Consider the following 17,121-nt stretch of genomic DNA (forward strand, 5'->3'; position numbering starts at 1 on the left):
TCTCGACACGTGGAGGAGGATGCGCCTGATTACCTTAACGGGCCGTGACCGGGACTCAGAAGCCGGTCTGGCCGGCGCCTCTGTTCCAGCCGCCGTCACGGTCCAGGGCAGCGATGGCCTCGGCGGCCTGCCCGGTCGCGATGCCAGCCTGCGGGAAGGGCCCCGGCGCGCGCAGCCGCTGCATGCTGCGCTCCGGCCCGGCGGGGAAGAGATCAGCCGGGAAGGAAGGATCGGCTCCACGGTCCAGCGCGCTGGCGGTCTCGGTCAGCACCGCCGTCACCCGCGCCGGGGGCGCATCCGGCACGATGCCCAGGGCCGCGCGGGTCTCGGCCGCCGCGCCGCGCAGGGACATGGCCACCCCCTGTGGCAGCGCGGCGTAGCGCGGGTCGGTGGAAAGCGTCGCCGTCAGCCATTCCAGCCGGCCGATGGCCCGCGCTGTCTCGGCCGGATGGCCCTGCAAGCGGCTGCCCTGGTCGGCGAAATCGGCGGCGGCCATGCGGGTGGCAGCACGCAGCGGTTCCACACGGGGGGGCAGCAGCGCGGTGGGCAGCGGCTGGCTGGCACGCGGAGTACGCAGCTCCGCGCAGCCCCCGAACAGCAGGGCGGACAGGGCCAGGGCGGAAAGGAAGGACTTCTGGCGCATGAGGACTCCGGGCAGGCTGGGCGGTTGAGACGGCCGCAGCATGGCCCGACGCGCGAGCCGCGTCACCGCGCCGTGTCGATGTCCATGGGGCCGAATTCCATATCGGTCCGCGCGGCCAGGGTCGCGGCATTGGCCTGCGGCAGGCGCGGCAGGCTGGAAAGGCGCCGCAGCGTCTCCTCCGGCCCCAGGGTGAAGATGGCGGGCTGCGCCAGCGCGGGCGGCTCGGCCAGAAGGGCGTCGATCACGGCCTGGGGTGGCGCGGAATCCGGAATGCCGAGCTGGCCGCGCACCTCATGCCGCGCGGCCTCCAGTGCCGGGCCGATGATGCCGGAGAGATCGATGCTGGTGCGCCCGGCCATGATCTCCACGGACAGGAACTCCAGCTGCGCCACGGCGACGGCTGCCTCGCGAGGCCGGCCGGCCAGGGCGGCGGGATCGGCGAAGGCCGCCTGCGCGCCGCGAATGGCGGCGCGCACGGGGTCGGGATCCAGGCTGGCGGCAGCCGGCGGCAGCACCAGCGGCGGCGGCGAGGTGGTGCAGCCGGCCAGGGCCAGCAGCACCAGTAACCCCGCCCCCCGCCTCAGCCGGGCAGCGCGCGGCCGGCCAGGGAGGTGCGGTGCCGCTTGCCCAGTTCCGCGTAGTGGACGGCGTTCCGGTCCCATTTGGCTCGCTCCTCTGCGCTCATGACCCTGACGAAGCGGGCGGGGGCGCCCAGCCACAACTCGTTCGGCCCGATCCGCTTGCCGGGCGACAGGAGCCCGCCGGCGCCGAGCATGCCACCTTCCTCGATCACCGCCCCATCCAGCACCGTGGCGCCCATGCCGACGAAGGCATGGTTCTTCAGGGTGCAGGCATGGATGATGCAGGCGTGGCCGATGGTCACGTCATCCCCGATCAGGGCCGGCAGGGTGCCGGCCGCGACATGGACGATGGTGCCGTCCTGGATATTGCTGCGCGCGCCGACGCGGATGGGATGCGTATCGCCCCGCAGCACGCAATGATACCAGACGCTGGAATCCGGCCCCAGCTCCACATCGCCGATCACCGCCGCCGTGGGGGCCACGAAGGCGGTGGGGTCGATGCTCGGCAGGCGGCCCTCAAAGGGAAAGATCGGCGACATCTGCCCTCACGCCGCCTCGGTCTGGCGGGCCGTGACATCCACGCCCAGCATCAGCCCGATATTCTGCACGGCGGCGCCCGAGGCCCCCTTCCCCAGATTGTCCAGCCGCGCCACCAGCACCGCCTGCCCACGCGCGGCATTGCCGTAAACGCGGAGTTCCAGCGTATTGGTGTCGTTCAGCGCCTCGGGCTCCAGCTTGCTGTCGGCCGTCGGGGGCAGCACCTTCACCCATGCGGAGCCGGCGTAATAAGCCTCCAGCGCATCATGCAGCGCCTGGGGTGTGGGCTTGCCGTTCAGCAGGTCCAGGTGCAGCGGGATGGAGACCAGCATGCCCTGCCGGTAGTCACCGACACTGGGCACGAAGATCGGCCGGCGTGTCAGCTTCGAATAAGTCTGCAACTCCGGCACATGCTTGTGCTCCAGACCCAGGCCATATAGCTCGAAGGCCGGGTGCTCGCCTTCCTCGAACTGCTCGATCATCGCCTTGCCGCCGCCCGAATAGCCGGAGACAGCATTGACGGTGACGGGATAGTCGGCGGGCAGCAGCCCGGCCTCGACCAGCGGGCGCAGGAGCAGGATGCCGCCGGTGGGGTAACAGCCGGGGTTGGAGACGCGCGCGGCGGCCGCGATCTTCTCCGCCTGCCCCGGCGCCAGTTCCGGCACGCCATAGACCCAGTCCGGGTTCACGCGGAAGGCGGTGGAGGCGTCCAGCAGCTTCGGCGCATCGGCACCGAGCGAGGCCGCCATGGCGGCGCTTTCCTTCGAGGCCGCATCGGGCAGGCAGAGGACCACCAGATCGACCTCGGCCATCAGGGCGCGCTTAGCTTCCGGGTCCTTGCGGCGCCCGGGGTCGATCGAGCGCACCGCGACGCCGGGAATGGCCGCCAGCCGCTCACGGATGCCGAGGCCCGTAGTGCCGGCCTCGCCGTCGATGAAGATCGTGGGAATCGCGCCCTTGGCCATCTGGTCTCTCCTGTTAGGGGTGAGTTTAGCAGAAATCCGAAAACAGAAAGGGCGGGCCCTTGCGGACCCGCCCTTCCCGATGAAACAGCCTGTTGGCAGCAGGCCGGCGTGGACGCCGGCCCGCCCAGCGTCAGCGCTTGCTGAACTGGAAGGAACGTCGCGCCTTCGCCTTGCCGTACTTCTTGCGCTCGACCACGCGGGGGTCACGCGTCAGGAAGCCGGCCTTCTTCAGGATGCTGCGCAGGCCCGGCTCGAAGTTGGTCAGAGCGCGGCTGATGCCGTGGCGCACTGCGCCGGCCTGGCCGGAAAGGCCGCCGCCGGTCACCGTGCAATACACGTCGAACTGCTGGTAGCGGTCGGCAACCAGGAAAGGCTGCGTGATCAGCATGCGCAGCACCGGGCGGGCAAAATACTTGCCCGCGGCGCGGCCGTTGATCTCGATGTTGCCCTTGCCGGGCTTCACCCAGACGCGGGCAATCGCGTTCTTGCGGCGGCCGGTGGCATAGGAGCGGCCGAACTGGTCCTTCTTCGGCTCGCGCGGCGCTTCCTCGGCGCCGGCGGCCGGGGTACCGGCAACCAGGTTCTTCAGCTCGGAGAGAGAGGTGGCGGTCGTCTGCTCGCTCATGGCCTCAGCCCACCTTGTTCTTGCGGTTGAGGGCGGCGACGTCCAGCGCGGTCGGCTGCGCGCCGGCATGCGGGTGCTCGGCACCAGCATAGACGTGCAGGTTCTTCATCTGCTTCCGGCCAAGCGGGCCGCGCGTGATCATACGCTCCACGGCCTTCTCGACGACGCGCTCGGGGAAACGGCCTTCCAGCCGCTCACGCACCGTGCGCTCCTTGATGCCGCCGGGGTAGCCGGTGTGCCAGTAGAAGACCGACTGCTCGGCCTTGTTACCGGTGACCTTCACCTTGTCGGCGTTGACGATGACGACGTGGTCGCCACAATCGACATGCGGCGTGAACTGCGGCTTGTGCTTGCCGCGGAGGCGAGTGGCCACGAGTGCCGCGAGACGGCCGAGCACAAGGCCCTCCGCATCGATCAGCACCCAGTCCTTCTTGACCTCCGCCGGCTTCAGCGAGCGGGTCTGCGTGGAGAGCATGTTAATCCAGATGTCGTTACTTCGAGTGGCCGGGGTATCGCCTCCCTCGCCCCGGGAGTCAAGAAAAAGCTTGTGGTATCGAGTTACCACATGGTCTGAAGGCCCGGAATTGCCGGGGCCGGGCGGCGCTGGCATAGGCACCCGCTTGAGGCCGGCGGAGGAACAGCAGCATGCGGAGAGCCCAGGATATGCGTCTTCCCGTGGCCGTGATCGGCGCCTCCGGCCGTTCAGGCGCCGCGTTCTGCCGGGCCCTGGCGCGGGAGGGAATCGCCTTCACCCCCGTGGTGCGGGATGCCGCGCGCTGGGCCGCCACGGGCCTGCCCGGCACCCCCATGCTGGCCGACCTGCATGATGAACCCGCCCTGCGCCGGGCGCTGGCAGGCGCGGGCTCCATCGCCAGCTGTGCCCATGCCCGCCATGCTCCCGCCATCCTGGCCGCCGCGCCGGAGGATGCGCGCATCGTGCTGATGGGCAGCACGCGCCGCTTCTCCCGCTGGGCGGACGGGCATGGCGACGGCGTCCGCGCGGGGGAGGCCGCGCTGCTGGCCAGCGGGCGGCATGGCGTCATCCTGCACCCCACCATGATCTATGGTGCCCAAGGCGAGGACAACGTGCAGCGCCTGGCCGCCCTGATGCGGCGCCTGCCCCTGGCCCCCCTGCCCGGCGGCGGCCGCGCGCTGGTGCAGCCCATCCACCAGGATGACGTCACCGCCTGCCTGCTGGCCGCCCTCGCGCGGGACTGGGACGGGCCGCATGCCCTGGTCATCGCCGGGCCGGAGCCGCTGCGTTATGCCGACTTCATCGCTGCTGTCTGCGCGGCGGCGGGGGTACGGGTCCCGCCGGTGGTGCCGGTGCCGCTGGCGCCGCTGCTGGCGCTCTCCCCCCTCACCCGGCTGCTGCCGGGCCTGCCCACGGTGCGCGCCGCCGAGCTGCGCCGCCTGACGGAGGACAAGGCCTTCGACATCGCCCCCATGCGGGCCGAACTGGGCGTGGAGCCACTATCGCTGGCTGCTGGGCTGGCGCGCACCTTCGGCAAGGGCTGACCGGCCCTGCGCCGCTCGGTGCCCCCGGTTTTTGGTCCAGGCGCTTATTATTGTTATTGCAGCTGCGTTTTCTTCTGACGTGAGTGCCTTGCGCGGCGGCTCGGTGCGCTCTTCGCCAGAGTAACCAGGCGATGATGGAGACAGGCCAGGTCCGCAGTCGCGCAAGGCGGATGGCTGTGCGGCGGAGCGCCATCCCGATGTCGCCGATGCCTTAACGCTATCGGCCACGGCCGCCCAACCAATGGACGCGCCCGCGGCGGTGGCCCGCTTGATCACGTCAGACGCCATGGTAGCCTCGGTCGTGAAGCCACTTCCCGGGAGATGCGCGCTTCGGCCTCGCGAAGCGACAACGCTCAGGACTCCAGCGCCCTTTCGGTCGCAGTGCCCGCCATCGACAGATCTCCGCAGCAAGATCAACCACCGCTTCAGAGGCAGTCGAAAAGCGTAACCGTAATGTCACGCCAGGCGGCAGGGTTCACGGGGGCCTCGGAGGGAGAAGTCGGTGCGCTCACCGCCGCGGCGAGCGAACCCATACCGACGTATAATCCGGCAATACGCAAAGCCAAATGGACCACGGCACAGCAACGCGTCACCTTCTTCTTACAGCCTGGATGAGGACATTCTTCATGAACGCCCGCACTGGCCTCGGCGCTTTGCTTCGCCCGAAAGATTCGATTGTCCTGTTGATCGATCATCAGGCGTTCCAGATCGCGAATCTGCACAGCCACGAGCCGACGATGGTCATCAACAACACCGTCGGTCTGGCGAAGATGGCTACCGTCTTCGGGGTGCCAACCCTGCTGACCACCGTCCTGGCTGAACGCGGCGGGAAGCTCATCCCTCAGCTCCAAAACCTGTTCCCCGAGCAGGAACCTATAGATCGCACGACGATCAACACCTGGGAGGACCAGCGTGTTGTCGACGCCGTCCGCGCCGCAGGCCGCAAACAGCTGATCATCGCCGGGCTCTGGACCGAGATCTGCCTGGCCATGCCCGTGATCCAGGCGCTCGCAGAAGGCTTCGAGGTGACCATCGCCACCGATGCCTCAGGCGGCGTTTCCAAGGAAGCCCACGATATGGCCGTGCTGCGCATGGTCAATGCCGGCGCTAATCCCATGACCTGGATGGCCATCTCCGCCGAATGGCAACGGGACTGGGCCCGGACGGAAACCCTGGACGGCATGGCTTCCGTGCTGGCCGATCATGGCGGCGCAAGTGGCATCGCCTTCCTGTGGGAGCAGCAACTTCTGAATACTCCTGTGCCCGCCGCCGGCTGATGCACCCGTCGCGATCGGCTGCAGACGATCGAACCAAGACGCAACTCTGCGGCAAGCGCCGCAGGCATCGACGACCTATGGACACTTGGAGAGCCTTCGTGGCTGAGGCGCTAAGCTGATTCACTGTTCTTGGTCAGCGGAGGCGGTGGCAGGAACGGGCCTGCCTGGCTCAGAACCCGTTCAGCGCCTGCATCACCCCGAAGCCCCACAAAGAGCGGCATGCACCGTCCAAAGCCGGTGAACCGGCTGTGTCAGCAAGGACATGTCAGGGCCTGAGGCGATGATGCAGCTCATAAAGGCCGTGCGGCGATGGGCGGTCGGAGTTTCCAGGCACCCAGGAACACCCGCCCGAAAGTGCGATCGGGGGAGTTGTCTCCTGCCAGGATCTTCAGCAGGTTGATATCCGCCCAGTTCTCCGACACCCAGAGCCGCAGCCCCGTGGCTGCTATCGCCCACACGCCTCTGTCGCTCAGACCAAGACTGGCCGCCACTTCGGGATGAGCAGCGATACTATCCGCAGATGGCGCAAGCGCGGCCCCTCCCGGGACTGCCTGGACCACCCCGCCGCGAGATGACCGTCAGAGGAAGGCAGAGCCTGACCGTCGAGGCAGGTAGTGCCGTCCAGCGCTGAGGAAGAACTGACACCTTTGGTCCCCTCGTCAGGCAAAATGGCGGGATTCCATCGCGCACGATCACTTTGCCTGATGTTGGGTATTCGTTGTACCGATTGGTCAGTCGCGCACGATAGATCCATATTGCTTTCCAACAGAGCGGCACAGGCCGCTTAACCAGATCCGAAAGACCCGCCATCATGTTCCGCAAGCTCCTCCTTTCCGCCGCCCTGCTGGCCTCCTTCTCCGGTGTGGCACTCGCCGAGGGCGGCGATACCAATATTGAACAGTTCATGGCATCGCAGCCGCATGTCGCCGGCATCTCCAACGGCACGCCGGTGATCGTCGACAACCAGAATGGCCAGCCCGTCATCGCGTATCGTGGTGAGACCGGCCAAGGCTGGGGCAGCGGGATCGCTGTCATCGTGGACAACCAGGACGGCCAGCCGGTGATCCGGTATGAGCAGGGCCGCGGCAGCGGCTCCGCTTCAGCCGAGGCGGTCAGTGCCCCCTCCCCAGTGCGGGTCAACTAACCAGCCCTTCTTCAAGAACGATCAGGAAAGCGGCGGGGCAGCAAGCCTCGCAGCCTGCCGCGTTGGACAGGCTGAATCAGGCGAACGCCGATGAGGCGGCTCCTTGACCAGCCCTGCTCGCGGCGGACAGGCCCGGATGGGAGCATCTCATCCATGCCACCAGCTCCCGAAGCCTGTTCCGGCCGCTCGGACATTCAGCCCAGAACATCGCTTTCGCGTCCGGCGCCGCAGGCCGCTGGTTCTTCAGGTCTTATCGGTCCAGCTGCGCCGAAGTCACACCGGCGACCGCTTCCGCCCATGCCTTCGCTGGGGATTGATACCCCGGCGTGCGCTGCCAAGGCGCGGTGGGCAGCCGGAATCGAACATAGAGGCTCATCGGCACGATAAGCATCAGCCGGCGACGCCGAGGGCCTACCGTCACAGGCGCCCCTTCAGTAGAACACGGCCATGGATAACAGCATGGCGACCAAGCCCTACAGCAAGCTCAAAGGCGACCCCTACCGGGCGTACGAGGAACTGCCGGCTGAGGTACGCCTCGCCTTGCAGGAAGCCCTGGTGGATTGGTGCCCCCTGCGCGCCCGCGAATGGCATCTTCACCTGCTGCGTCAGCAGCGGCTGCGGCCGGCGCAGGCGGCGTCCTTCCTCGTCCAGACCATCCGCGGACAGGATCATGCCGAGGTAGCCGCCTTCGCGAGGACCTGGCCGACAGGCGCTCAGACCTATCCGCACCTCGCCGCCGGCGCGACGCTCCAGCGTTATGCCGGGATAGAGGGCATCCCTACAGCCGAGCCAATTCTCATCACTCCGGCGAAAGCAAAGCCTAAGGCTCAGGCCAAGCGTCAGGCAGGCCGCCGCCGCCGGCGCTGAGGGCGGCGCGGGTCATTGGCCCGGCTGGCATCGCGCCGTGCACCGAAAAGCGGAGGTGCCCGGCGCGATCAGCATCTCCGGCCAGGCTACCGGGCGCCCGGTTCAGGAAGATCAGCCAGAAACCGCTGCAACTCGGCAGCCCAGAAGCGGGCGAAGCCGGTGGTGCCATGCCCCCGCGTTTCGGTACTGGCCGGGATCAGGTACAGGCGCGCCCTCGGCATCTTTGCCAGTGCCTGCTCCATCAATCCGGTCTCGGGCGGGTTACGCTCATCATCGGCGGAGTTGATCGCGAGCACCGGCACCTGGATGCGTTCCAGGCCTTGCGGGTTGTAGTCGCGCGAGGCGTTCCATTGATACATCACGTCGTTGGCATCGCCCGACAGGGGCGTGGCCAGGCGGGCATCCAGCAACTTGTCAGCAGCCTCCCGCGTCGGTGCCTGCGCCTGAAAGGCCAGGGTGCCGCCGCTGGTGGCGATGCCGAAGAAGGCATTGGCCACCTGCACGGCGCGCGGCTGGGTTGTGTAGTCGCCGCCCTTCCACTCCGGATCCTTGCGCACGGCGTCGATGATCATCCGGCGCAGCATCCAGTTCCGGCTGGACATCTCGGTTGGCTGCGACGCCATCGGGACCAGCGCATCGGCCATCTGCGGATAGGTCGTGCCCCAGAGCCAGGCGTGCATCCCTCCCATCGAATTACCCAGTACCAGCCTGAGGTGCGGAATCCGCAGGCCCTCGGTCACCAACCGATATTGTGCCAGCACCATGTCTTCATAGTTGTACTCCGGAAAGCGGGCGCGCAGCCCGTCGGATGGTTTGGAGGAGCGGCCGGCGCCAATCGAATCGGGAATAATGATGAAGTACTTTTGCGCATCCAGCGCGCCACCCGGCCCGAACAGCGGCTCAGCGAAGGGAGCCGTTAACACGCTGGCAGCAGAGCCGGCGGTGCCGTGCAGCACCAGTACCGGCTGGCCGGTTGGCTCGCCGATCGTGGTATAGGCGAGGCGCAGTTCCGGCATCACCTCCCCGGTGTGGAAGCGGAAGTCCCTGGCGATCCACTCGCCTTGCTTCGGCTCCGGGTAGCTGGCGGCACGGGCTTGCGGTGTACCAAGCACCAGCAACAACCCGAACAACAGCCCGGCTCTGACGGCGAGCCTGCGGCGGATCTCAGCCATTCGGTCCTCCCTCCATCGGATGCCGGTTCTGCCCGGCGTTTTGATGGCAAAACTATCTACCTCGCCGGAAATCGAGGCAAGCATGCCGCACAGATCCAAGCTGGACAGGCCGCCGGACTTCTCTGGATGATGGATGCGACAGGGATCGGGCAATGCCTCGTGCGGGCGTCCGGCAACCGCCCCGTCGCAGGGCCATTCCGCTATTTGGAACCTTCATGAACCGCGCCAACCCGCCCGACGGTGCTACGGGTTGGCGTGCTTCCGGCATAGGCACGGCTCGGCTGCCCTGGTCCTGCAGCATCCGCTGCCCGCACATCCTGTCCATTTGGTGATCCACAGATCTGTCCCCGCAATCGCAGGACAAGTTCGGGGCTGATGCGGACTCGCGGCGGGCCGTCAGCGCAGCGCCAACTCCTGCAGACAGGCATCGAGCAGATAGAGGCGGCTAGCCGCGGCCTTCAGCTCAAGGCCCATGTATAACCAGTAGAACAGCGGCACAGCGACATTGAGTGTGGATATGGAGCCTCTTGCGCAGACACGTCATCCAGACATGCGCGCACCTCGCCGGGAAATCGAAATTCGACCGCACAGGCGTTGGACTCTGTATGGCCGTCCACCGCCTGACCACGCTTCTGGCCCCGCCAGCGTCGATCAGGGCACCTGGGCCGGATTCCCGTCGAAGCGTCCTCCATGGGGTCAGGCGCTTTTCCTGGGTGATGGGCCAGGGACAGGCACATACCGCTCGAAGGCCGGCTAGGCGCGGCGCGGCGGATGGGCTTAGGCTTCCATCAACGATACAAGGTGGAGGAAGCAGGGATATGGGCAACCTTCCCGAGAGCGCGGATTACGTGGTCGTTGGCGCCGGCTCGGCCGGCTGCGCCCTGGCGGCACGGCTGTCCGAGGATCCCTCGGTGCGCGTGGTACTGCTGGAGGCCGGTGGCAAGGCCATGAACCCGTGGCTGCATGTGCCGATCGGCTATGCCAAGACCATGTACCACCCCACCCTCTCCTGGAATCTGATGACAGAACCGGAGCCTGAACTGGAAGGGCGCCGGATCGCCTGGCCACGCGGGCGGGTGCTGGGCGGGTCCTCCGCCATCAACGGGCTGCTTTATGTGCGCGGCCAGCAGGAGGATTTCGACCATTGGCGGCAGCTTGGCTGTACCGGCTGGTCCTTCGCCGACGTGCTGCCCTATTTCCGGCGGGGGGAGGACCAGCAGCGCGGCGGCGACGCATACCACGGCACCGGCGGGCCGCTGGCGGTCAGCGACCTCGGGCTGCGGAGCCCGCTGACCGATGCCTTCATCGCCGCCGGGCAGGAGATCGGCCTGCCGCGGAACGACGACTTCAACGGCGCCAGCCAGGAAGGCGTCGGCCCCTTCCAGGTAACGGCACGCGGCGGCTGGCGGTGCAGCGCCGCCACCGCCTATCTGCGCCCGGCGCGCAGGCGGCGGAACCTGGTGGTGGTGACGGATGCGGCGGCCGAGCGCGTCCTGCTGGAGGGCCGCCGCGCCACCGGCGTCGCCTTCCGCCACGCTGGCGTGCCACGCAGCATCCGCGCGGCGCGGGAGGTGATCCTTTGCGGCGGCGCCATCGCCTCCCCGCGCCTGCTGATGCTCTCCGGCATCGGGCCGGCAGAGGAGTTGCGGGACCAGGGCATCACGTCCCAGCACGACCTGCCGCAGGTCGGGCGCAACCTGCAGGACCATTTCCAGGCGCGCATGGTCTTCCGTTGCAGCCGGAAGGTCACGCTGAACGACCATATGGCCAGCCTGATCGGCCGCCTCGGCATCGGCGCGCAATTCGCCTTCCGGCGCACGGGGCCGCTGACCATCAGCGCCGGGGTGGCGGGCCTGTTTGCCCGCGTGCTGCCGGAGAGCGCCTCCCCGGACACGCAGTTCCACTTCATCCCCTTCTCGGCCGACAAACCTGGCGGCGGGCTGCATGCCTTCTCCGGCTTCACCATCAGCACCTGCCAGCTTCGGCCGGAAAGCCGCGGCACCATCACCCTTTCGGGGCCCGATCCCGCGCTGCCGGCTGTGATCCGCGCCAACTACATGAGCACCGAGCTGGACCGCCGCTGCATGGTGGAGGGGCTGAAGCTGATCCGCCGCGTGGCGGAGACCAGGGCGCTGCGCGAATGGATCTCGGCCGAATACTTCCCCGGGCCGGAATGCCAGGGTGACGAAGGGCTGCTGGCCCATGCCCGCCGCGCCGGCACCACCATCTTCCACCCCACCAGCACCTGCCGCATGGGCGGCGATGCCGGCGCGGTGGTGGACCCCGAACTGCGCGTGCGGGGTATCGAGGGGCTGCGGGTGGCGGATGCCTCCATCATGCCGACCGTCGTCTCCGGCAATACCAATGCCGCCTGCATCATGATCGGCGAGAAGGCGGCAGACCTGGTGCGCGGCGCCGCCCAGGCGCGTCAGGCCGCCTGAACCCTCCCCGGAAAGGACAGACCGTGATCCATGTCATCGCCGTCATCACCGCGAAGCCCGGCCAGCGGGAGGCGCTGCTGAAGCTCTTCCGCGCCAATGTCCCGGCCGTGCGGGCCGAGGATGGCTGCATCGAATACGCCCCCGTCATCGACGCCCCGGGCTTCGGCGGGGCGCAGGCGCCGCTGGGGTCGGATACCTTCGTGGTCGTCGAGAAATGGGCCAGCCCGGAGGCGCTGAAGGCCCATGCCGTCGCGCCGCATATGGTGGCCTATGGGGAGGCCTCGCGCGACCTGACCGCCAACCGCGCGATCCATATTCTGACAGAGGCATGAGCAGCCGGGAAGCCGCCGCGCGGGTGGCGGCGCTGCCGCTGCCCCGAAAGGTGAACGGCGGGTGAGGCCCTGTCTGGCGGGGAAGGCGCGAGTGACCGGGCAGCAGGGGGCGGCGGCGGATCAGCCATCCTCCTGGCACTCGCTTCACTATACCAAAACCGCATAACCGCATCGCCGGCTGAAACGGCAAACTCCTCTGCATTCAAGAAGGCATCGGCAGCGAGGTGAGCCAGCCTGATCATGGTGTGGAGATACAGCGGTATGTTTGAGGCCAACTGGCGGGCACCGGAAGGGTGCCTGCTGCCAGATCCGGTTATCCGGAAAGGCAGGCCCAGTCAGGGTTCCCGGCGAGGTGAGAAATCGCTCGGGTGCCGCCCACCGCACCCGGGGCCGCGGGAGCCTGCCCGGCAGCACCCATACCGGACCCGCTCCCGCAGGGGATCGCCACAAGGAACCCGCAGCGGGCCGGTTGCCTCAGCATCGACTTGCAGGGGGCCGTGCTTCGGGTGGGAAAGCCTCGCCTCATGTGTCGCCCTGTGATCCCTAAGATGCACCGCAGTCCGATGGCAAGACCCCGGGATAGCTCCTCCTCCAGCCCCGCGGGAGGGGCGGCACCGAACGCGCATCGGATGCCACCAGTCAGCAAGAATGCCCGACGCCATAAGGAACTCACAAAAATGGCGGGAGACAGACCGCAAAATCTGCCAATGGGGCAAGCCGCATGACAGAAGACAGGGTAGCGGCTCTTGAGTGGCTACAGCAGGTGGCCGGGATCCGAATACCTGGCCGCGGTACCGCTGCCTCCGACAAAGCGGTGCCACTCCACACGTTCATCCCCCGCTGGGACAAGGCGCTGACGGAGGCGGAGGAGAATGTTGCCGCGGGCATCCAGGCCTTCCTCGGGCTTGACGAAGTGCAGCAGGACCCTCGCTTCACGCAGGTCGAGAAAGTGGTGCACGGCTATGCTGATCGCATTCCTCAATTCGGCCGCGCCCTGCATGACGCCATCGGCGCCGCCGGGAATCAGCCTGACGCCATGCGGTTGCAGGCGGTCGCTCAAATCATCAGCGGCTATCAGGAAGTCTTGGATGCCAGTGGCCTGAGCGAGGCGGAAGAGGTCATGAACGAAATCGATATTGAATTTTCCAGCCACAGCCTGCTGAGCACAACGCTGAAGCAGTTACTCGACGAGGTACAAAATGCCAGCAAAGCGCAAGCATAAGGAATCAGAAAAGGTTGACACCGTCCTGCGTGCCTCGAAGCGCAACAAGGGCAATAACATTTATTATTCAAATGAGACGATTTTCGAAAGTATCGAGAGTAGTTTGCACATCTATAAAGCAAAAGCGGAAGCGTCCGAAGGTTGGGATGGACGTTGGGATGACGATTTCAAAATTCTCTTCGAAGGCGCAAAAAAAGCTCTGGATGAAATCCCCGGAGAGCATACTGACATAATGGTCCGATCTGACGAGACTCCGGAAATAAAAATTCAGCTGCAAGGTCTTATAAACGACACCAAAATACTAAAATCTGGCGCATTTAAAGCGTTATTTGATACAATTCAATGGATTGATAAGGGCTGCAAGGGAAAACGCCCTAATGGCCCCAGTGGCATGGGCGACTTACAGATAAGAAACAATGCCCTGTCTGGACGGCCTGATTTCGCCGAAGAGACGCAGAGATACGTCGAGATAAAACCAAGCCAGGCTCGCCGTCATGTTATTGCATGGCATAACATCCGTTCTTTTATAAACAGTAATTTGATGGATCCAAATGACGGCCTTGAAAATAAATACACAATAGACGAATTAAAAAAAGATCTGGAAGGTTTACCGGACCATATAAGGAAATCATTCGATCCTACGACCGGCGAAAAAAGGAATATACTTGACGAACCAATCCGAATACAAAAAAGGGACCCGGAACGCGCTCTGCTCATGGCCGCGTATGCCATGAACAGCAATCCAAACAATCTTTGGGCTGGAAGCAGCTGGGAAAACAGCACCATCAATGCTTCAAGCGAATCAGTTATAAAGCGGATTGAAAAGATTAAAAATCTTGAAGATTTGAGAAATTTTGGCAATATCGAAATTAAAGATCCTTCGCGCATCAATAAGGAAGCTCATGATTTAGCTGCCTCTATCATAAATATATATTTGGAAGACAATAAAAATACCCCGCTAAATGGAGCGGATGTGCAGTCAATAGACGATTTAAAGAAAAATATTCTTGAAACCGTGATATCCGGCTTCGAGATGGATATTCTGGGCGCCTACAAAAATCCGGTCATGTGTCCAACGCAAAAGGAGGATCCTGAAGCACTGAGAGCTCGGGCAAATGAGATATGGGAGATCGGTTCCATCGTTACGAGGGCAACCGTTCTGGGAGGACCAAAACCCTCCGGAGATGAGGTCCGACGAGTCATGAAATTTTTCCTCACATATCCGCCGGACATGGAGAAACACGTCAAGACGGGTCTATTCACCCAGATTCCAAAGCCTGCCCAAACCTGAAACGTGACAACGTCACCATTACCTGACGTTGGCCGCAGGACATCAACCTGCCCCCGTAGCCTGGACCTCCAATGGGCAGGTTCATCCATCGGGAAGGGCGCTCTCAGCGCCGGCGCATCCTGCTGACATCCGGGCAGCCAGCGGGATGCCGGCAATCTGGACGCCGAAGCCGGCGCCACTTAACTGCACCGCCGCCACCGCCCCTGCTCCATGTGGAAATGGTCCCGGTGCGCGGCGTTGTACTCCGGCCCCAGCACGGCGCCGAAGAAGCGGCAGGCGCCATCCCGCACATCCCGCAGGAAGGCGGCGGGGGCGTCCTCCCCACCCCAGTCCCGGGGCAATCGCACCTCCCGTCCATTGGCCAGGGTGAAGCCGGCGATGTCGATGGCATTGGCGCTGGCATGCTGGCTGCGGCGCCCGGCGGCGCGGCCATAGACATTGCGGCAGGCGAAGCTGCCGAGGTGCCGCACGCCCGTGACGTGGCTGTCGAAATGCGCCCGCGCCGCCGGCTGAAGGGCATGGCGCTCGAACATCAGCCAGGCGGCCGCCACCGGGCAGGTCACCACCGGGCGGGCGGGGCTGAGCACCGCGCTCTCCCCTTCCAGCCGCATGGTATCCACCAGCGGGCAGCCCTCCGCCGCCTCCCGGTCCGGCAGCCGCTGCGGGCTGAGGCCGGAAGCCGCGAAGGCGGCGAAGCAGGCTTCCGGCTGTATCTTGATCCGCGCCAGCTTCCACCGGGTCATCAGGTTGGGCTCGGCGCGGAAATCCAGCGGCGCGCGAGGGTCCCATTCAGGCGGCAGGCGCAGCACGCCGCCCAGATAGCCCCCTACCAGGGCCAGGGGCGCCAGAAGCAGCAGGGTCAGCAGGAGGCGGCGGATCATCGGTCAACAGATGGCCCGGGCCTGGCCGTGCTGGAAGCCATTGCGACAGTTTGTCACCGCCACCCCTTGCCAGTCTGCCGGCGCCGCTCCAACCATGTGACCAACCGTTCCGCAGGATGGCCTTCATGCCCGTATTGAACCGTATCGCCGACTTCCATGACGAGATGACCGGCTGGCGCCGCGACTTCCACCAGCACCCCGAGCTGGCCTTCGAGGAAGTGCGGACCAGTGGCATCGTGGCCGACAAGCTGCGGGAATTCGGGGTGGATGAGGTCATCACCGGCATCGCCAAGACCGGCGTGGTCGGCGTCATCCGCGGCAGCGCCCCCGGCGGCGCCATCGGCCTTCGCGCGGACATGGACGCGCTGCCGATCCTGGAGGAATCCGGCGTCCCCTATGCCTCCCTGACGCCGGGCAAGATGCATGCCTGCGGCCATGACGGCCATACCACCATGCTGCTGGGCGCCGCCCGCTACCTGGCCGAGACGCGCAACTTCGCCGGCACGGTCTATCTGCTGTTCCAGCCGGCCGAGGAGAATTTCGGCGGCGGCCGGGTGATGGTGGAGGAAGGCATCTTCCAGCGCTTCCCGATGGACCGCGTCTTCGGCATCCACAACTGGCCCGGCCACAAGGCGGGCGAGTTCCTCTGGCGCGTCGGGCCCGTGATGGCGGCGGTTGGCAATATCGACATCACCATCACCGGCAAGGGCGCGCATGGCGCCATGCCGAATAATGGCAACGACCCCATCGTCATCGCCTCGCAGATCGTCTCAGCCTTCCAGAGCATCGTGGCCCGGAATGTGGAGCCGCTGGAATCCGGCGTCGTCACCATCGGCCATATCAAGGGCGGCCATACCCACAACGTCATCCCGGAGACGGTGCTGATGCAGGGCACCGCGCGCTGGTTCAAGCCCGAGATCGGCGACCTGCTGGAGCAGAAGGTGCGCGACCTCGCCACCGGCATCGCCACCGCTTTCGGCGCCGGGGCCGATGTCACCTTCACCCGCCTCTATCCGGCGACGGTGAATGAGGAGGCCTCGACCGAGCTGGCCAAGCAGGCGGCGGCGGCCGTGGTGGGCGAATCCCGTGTCGTCTTCATGGAAAAGCCGACCATGGGCGGAGAGGATTTCAGCTTCATGCTGAACGAGAAGCCCGGCTCCTATCTGATGCTGGGCGGCGGCCGGAGCGGGACCGACCCGCAGGTGCACCACCCCAGATACGACTTCAACGACGAGATCCTTCCCATCGGCGCCAGCTACTTCGCGACGCTGGCCGAGCGGCTGCTGCCGCGGTGAAGATCCCGGCCCTTCCCTTCACCGCCGTCGACTGGACGGCGGTGGAGCCCACGCGCCACCCGGGCGAATCCGGCTTCGCGCTGTGGCGGACCCGCATGATCGGCGACATCCGCGTGCGGCTGGTGGAATACTCGCCGGGCTATGTGGCGGACCACTGGTGTGACCGGGGGCATATCATCCACGTCGTCTCCGGCGCGCTGGTCAGCGAGTTGAAGGACGGGCGCCGGCATGAGCTGACGGCGGGGATGAGCTACATGGTCTCGGATTTTGGCGACGCGGCGCATCGCTCCGTTACCGAGACCGGCTGCACCCTTTTCATCGTGGACTGAG

At 65.9% G+C, this 17,121-nt stretch carries 18 protein-coding genes; 10 read left to right on the forward strand and 8 right to left on the reverse strand.

Annotated elements, in window-relative coordinates; genetic code table 11:
- Positions 1-55 precede the first annotated feature (55 nt).
- The 6 genes from IAI58_RS13150 to rplM form a co-directional block, all read right to left on the reverse strand.
- Positions 56-643 (reverse strand): hypothetical protein, encoded by a 588-nt coding sequence (locus IAI58_RS13150; RefSeq protein ID WP_207445355.1) that lies wholly within the window; start codon positions 641-643, stop codon positions 56-58.
- A 62-nt stretch (positions 644-705) separates the two neighbouring features.
- Positions 706-1,203: a hypothetical protein gene (locus IAI58_RS13155; protein ID WP_207445354.1), complete on the reverse strand. Its 498-nt coding sequence runs from the start codon at positions 1,201-1,203 to the stop codon at positions 706-708.
- 20 nt (positions 1,204-1,223) lie between these two features.
- Positions 1,224-1,763, reverse strand: a complete 540-nt coding sequence (locus IAI58_RS13160; RefSeq protein ID WP_207445353.1) for a gamma carbonic anhydrase family protein — start codon at positions 1,761-1,763, stop codon at positions 1,224-1,226.
- Between the two features lie 6 nt (positions 1,764-1,769).
- Entirely contained in the window at positions 1,770-2,726 is a 957-nt protein-coding gene (gene argC / locus IAI58_RS13165) for an N-acetyl-gamma-glutamyl-phosphate reductase (RefSeq protein ID WP_207445352.1), read from the reverse strand.
- A gap of 130 nt (positions 2,727-2,856) precedes the next feature.
- Complete coding sequence (gene rpsI, locus IAI58_RS13170) at positions 2,857-3,351, reverse strand: 30S ribosomal protein S9 (protein ID WP_207445351.1); 495 nt, start codon at positions 3,349-3,351, stop codon at positions 2,857-2,859.
- Between the two features lie 4 nt (positions 3,352-3,355).
- On the reverse strand, positions 3,356-3,826 hold the full coding sequence (gene rplM, locus IAI58_RS13175; protein WP_207445350.1) for a 50S ribosomal protein L13: 471 nt from the start codon (positions 3,824-3,826) through the stop codon (positions 3,356-3,358).
- 188 nt (positions 3,827-4,014) lie between these two features.
- Between rplM and IAI58_RS13180 the strand changes: the two genes are divergently transcribed.
- The 4 genes from IAI58_RS13180 (at position 4,015) to IAI58_RS13195 (ending at position 8,157) form a co-directional block, all read left to right on the forward strand.
- A complete protein-coding gene (locus IAI58_RS13180; RefSeq protein ID WP_207445349.1) occupies positions 4,015-4,869 on the forward strand; it encodes an SDR family oxidoreductase in 855 nt (284 codons plus the stop codon).
- Positions 4,870-5,495: 626 nt separating this feature from the next.
- Complete coding sequence (locus IAI58_RS13185) at positions 5,496-6,146, forward strand: hydrolase (RefSeq protein WP_207445348.1); 651 nt, start codon at positions 5,496-5,498, stop codon at positions 6,144-6,146.
- Between the two features lie 811 nt (positions 6,147-6,957).
- A complete protein-coding gene (locus IAI58_RS13190) occupies positions 6,958-7,290 on the forward strand; it encodes a hypothetical protein (protein ID WP_207445347.1) in 333 nt (110 codons plus the stop codon).
- Between the two features lie 459 nt (positions 7,291-7,749).
- Positions 7,750-8,157: a DUF6525 family protein gene (locus tag IAI58_RS13195; RefSeq protein WP_207445346.1), complete on the forward strand. Its 408-nt coding sequence runs from the start codon at positions 7,750-7,752 to the stop codon at positions 8,155-8,157.
- Positions 8,158-8,243: 86 nt separating this feature from the next.
- Here the strand turns inward: IAI58_RS13195 and IAI58_RS13200 are convergent, their stop codons facing one another.
- Complete coding sequence (locus IAI58_RS13200; RefSeq protein WP_207445345.1) at positions 8,244-9,329, reverse strand: alpha/beta fold hydrolase; 1,086 nt, start codon at positions 9,327-9,329, stop codon at positions 8,244-8,246.
- 818 nt (positions 9,330-10,147) lie between these two features.
- On the opposite strand from IAI58_RS13200, the gene IAI58_RS13205 reads away from it, so the two are divergent.
- From IAI58_RS13205 to IAI58_RS13220, 4 genes are all read left to right on the forward strand, one after another.
- On the forward strand, positions 10,148-11,770 hold the full coding sequence (locus tag IAI58_RS13205) for a GMC family oxidoreductase (protein WP_207445344.1): 1,623 nt from the start codon (positions 10,148-10,150) through the stop codon (positions 11,768-11,770).
- 23 nt (positions 11,771-11,793) lie between these two features.
- Positions 11,794-12,102, forward strand: a complete 309-nt coding sequence (locus tag IAI58_RS13210; protein WP_207445343.1) for a putative quinol monooxygenase — start codon at positions 11,794-11,796, stop codon at positions 12,100-12,102.
- Positions 12,103-12,823: 721 nt separating this feature from the next.
- Positions 12,824-13,324: a hypothetical protein gene (locus IAI58_RS13215; RefSeq protein ID WP_207445342.1), complete on the forward strand. Its 501-nt coding sequence runs from the start codon at positions 12,824-12,826 to the stop codon at positions 13,322-13,324.
- Positions 13,302-14,615 carry a hypothetical protein gene (locus tag IAI58_RS13220; RefSeq protein ID WP_207445341.1) on the forward strand — a complete coding sequence of 438 codons (1,314 nt, stop codon included), beginning with the start codon at positions 13,302-13,304 and terminating at the stop codon, positions 14,613-14,615. The genes IAI58_RS13215 and IAI58_RS13220 overlap by 23 nt, the downstream gene beginning before the upstream one ends.
- Before the next feature lie 179 nt (positions 14,616-14,794).
- On the opposite strand, the gene IAI58_RS13225 is transcribed toward IAI58_RS13220, so the two are convergent.
- Positions 14,795-15,496, reverse strand: coding sequence for an extensin-like domain-containing protein (locus IAI58_RS13225; protein WP_207445340.1), 702 nt, complete (start codon positions 15,494-15,496; stop codon positions 14,795-14,797).
- Between the two features lie 125 nt (positions 15,497-15,621).
- Between IAI58_RS13225 and IAI58_RS13230 the strand changes: the two genes are divergently transcribed.
- A complete protein-coding gene (locus IAI58_RS13230; RefSeq protein ID WP_207445339.1) occupies positions 15,622-16,791 on the forward strand; it encodes a M20 aminoacylase family protein in 1,170 nt (389 codons plus the stop codon).
- Positions 16,788-17,120 carry a DHCW motif cupin fold protein gene (locus IAI58_RS13235; protein WP_207445338.1) on the forward strand — a complete coding sequence of 111 codons (333 nt, stop codon included), beginning with the start codon at positions 16,788-16,790 and terminating at the stop codon, positions 17,118-17,120. The genes IAI58_RS13230 and IAI58_RS13235 overlap by 4 nt, the downstream gene beginning before the upstream one ends.
- The last annotated feature ends 1 nt before the right edge of the window (position 17,121 follow it).

This window comes from Roseomonas marmotae (assembly GCF_017654485.1).
Lineage (GTDB): Bacteria > Pseudomonadota > Alphaproteobacteria > Acetobacterales > Acetobacteraceae > Pseudoroseomonas > Pseudoroseomonas marmotae.

What these genes read in the sequence shown, in the direction of transcription:
- IAI58_RS13215 (WP_207445342.1), top strand. Translation starts at nt 12,824, where the DNA reads ATGACAGAAGACAGGGTAGCGGCTCTTGAGTGGCTACAGCAGGTGGCC.
- IAI58_RS13190 (WP_207445347.1), top strand. Translation starts at nt 6,958, where the DNA reads ATGTTCCGCAAGCTCCTCCTTTCCGCCGCCCTGCTGGCCTCCTTCTCC.
- rpsI (WP_207445351.1), bottom strand. Translation starts at nt 3,351, where the DNA reads ATGAGCGAGCAGACGACCGCCACCTCTCTCTCCGAGCTGAAGAACCTG.
- IAI58_RS13200 (WP_207445345.1), bottom strand. Translation starts at nt 9,329, where the DNA reads ATGGCTGAGATCCGCCGCAGGCTCGCCGTCAGAGCCGGGCTGTTGTTC.
- IAI58_RS13230 (WP_207445339.1), top strand. Translation starts at nt 15,622, where the DNA reads ATGCCCGTATTGAACCGTATCGCCGACTTCCATGACGAGATGACCGGC.
- argC (WP_207445352.1), bottom strand. Translation starts at nt 2,726, where the DNA reads ATGGCCAAGGGCGCGATTCCCACGATCTTCATCGACGGCGAGGCCGGC.
- IAI58_RS13195 (WP_207445346.1), top strand. Translation starts at nt 7,750, where the DNA reads ATGGCGACCAAGCCCTACAGCAAGCTCAAAGGCGACCCCTACCGGGCG.
- IAI58_RS13180 (WP_207445349.1), top strand. Translation starts at nt 4,015, where the DNA reads ATGCGTCTTCCCGTGGCCGTGATCGGCGCCTCCGGCCGTTCAGGCGCC.
- IAI58_RS13225 (WP_207445340.1), bottom strand. Translation starts at nt 15,496, where the DNA reads ATGATCCGCCGCCTCCTGCTGACCCTGCTGCTTCTGGCGCCCCTGGCC.
- IAI58_RS13185 (WP_207445348.1), top strand. Translation starts at nt 5,496, where the DNA reads ATGAACGCCCGCACTGGCCTCGGCGCTTTGCTTCGCCCGAAAGATTCG.
- IAI58_RS13150 (WP_207445355.1), bottom strand. Translation starts at nt 643, where the DNA reads ATGCGCCAGAAGTCCTTCCTTTCCGCCCTGGCCCTGTCCGCCCTGCTG.
- IAI58_RS13205 (WP_207445344.1), top strand. Translation starts at nt 10,148, where the DNA reads ATGGGCAACCTTCCCGAGAGCGCGGATTACGTGGTCGTTGGCGCCGGC.
- IAI58_RS13220 (WP_207445341.1), top strand. Translation starts at nt 13,302, where the DNA reads ATGCCAGCAAAGCGCAAGCATAAGGAATCAGAAAAGGTTGACACCGTC.
- rplM (WP_207445350.1), bottom strand. Translation starts at nt 3,826, where the DNA reads ATGCTCTCCACGCAGACCCGCTCGCTGAAGCCGGCGGAGGTCAAGAAG.
- IAI58_RS13160 (WP_207445353.1), bottom strand. Translation starts at nt 1,763, where the DNA reads ATGTCGCCGATCTTTCCCTTTGAGGGCCGCCTGCCGAGCATCGACCCC.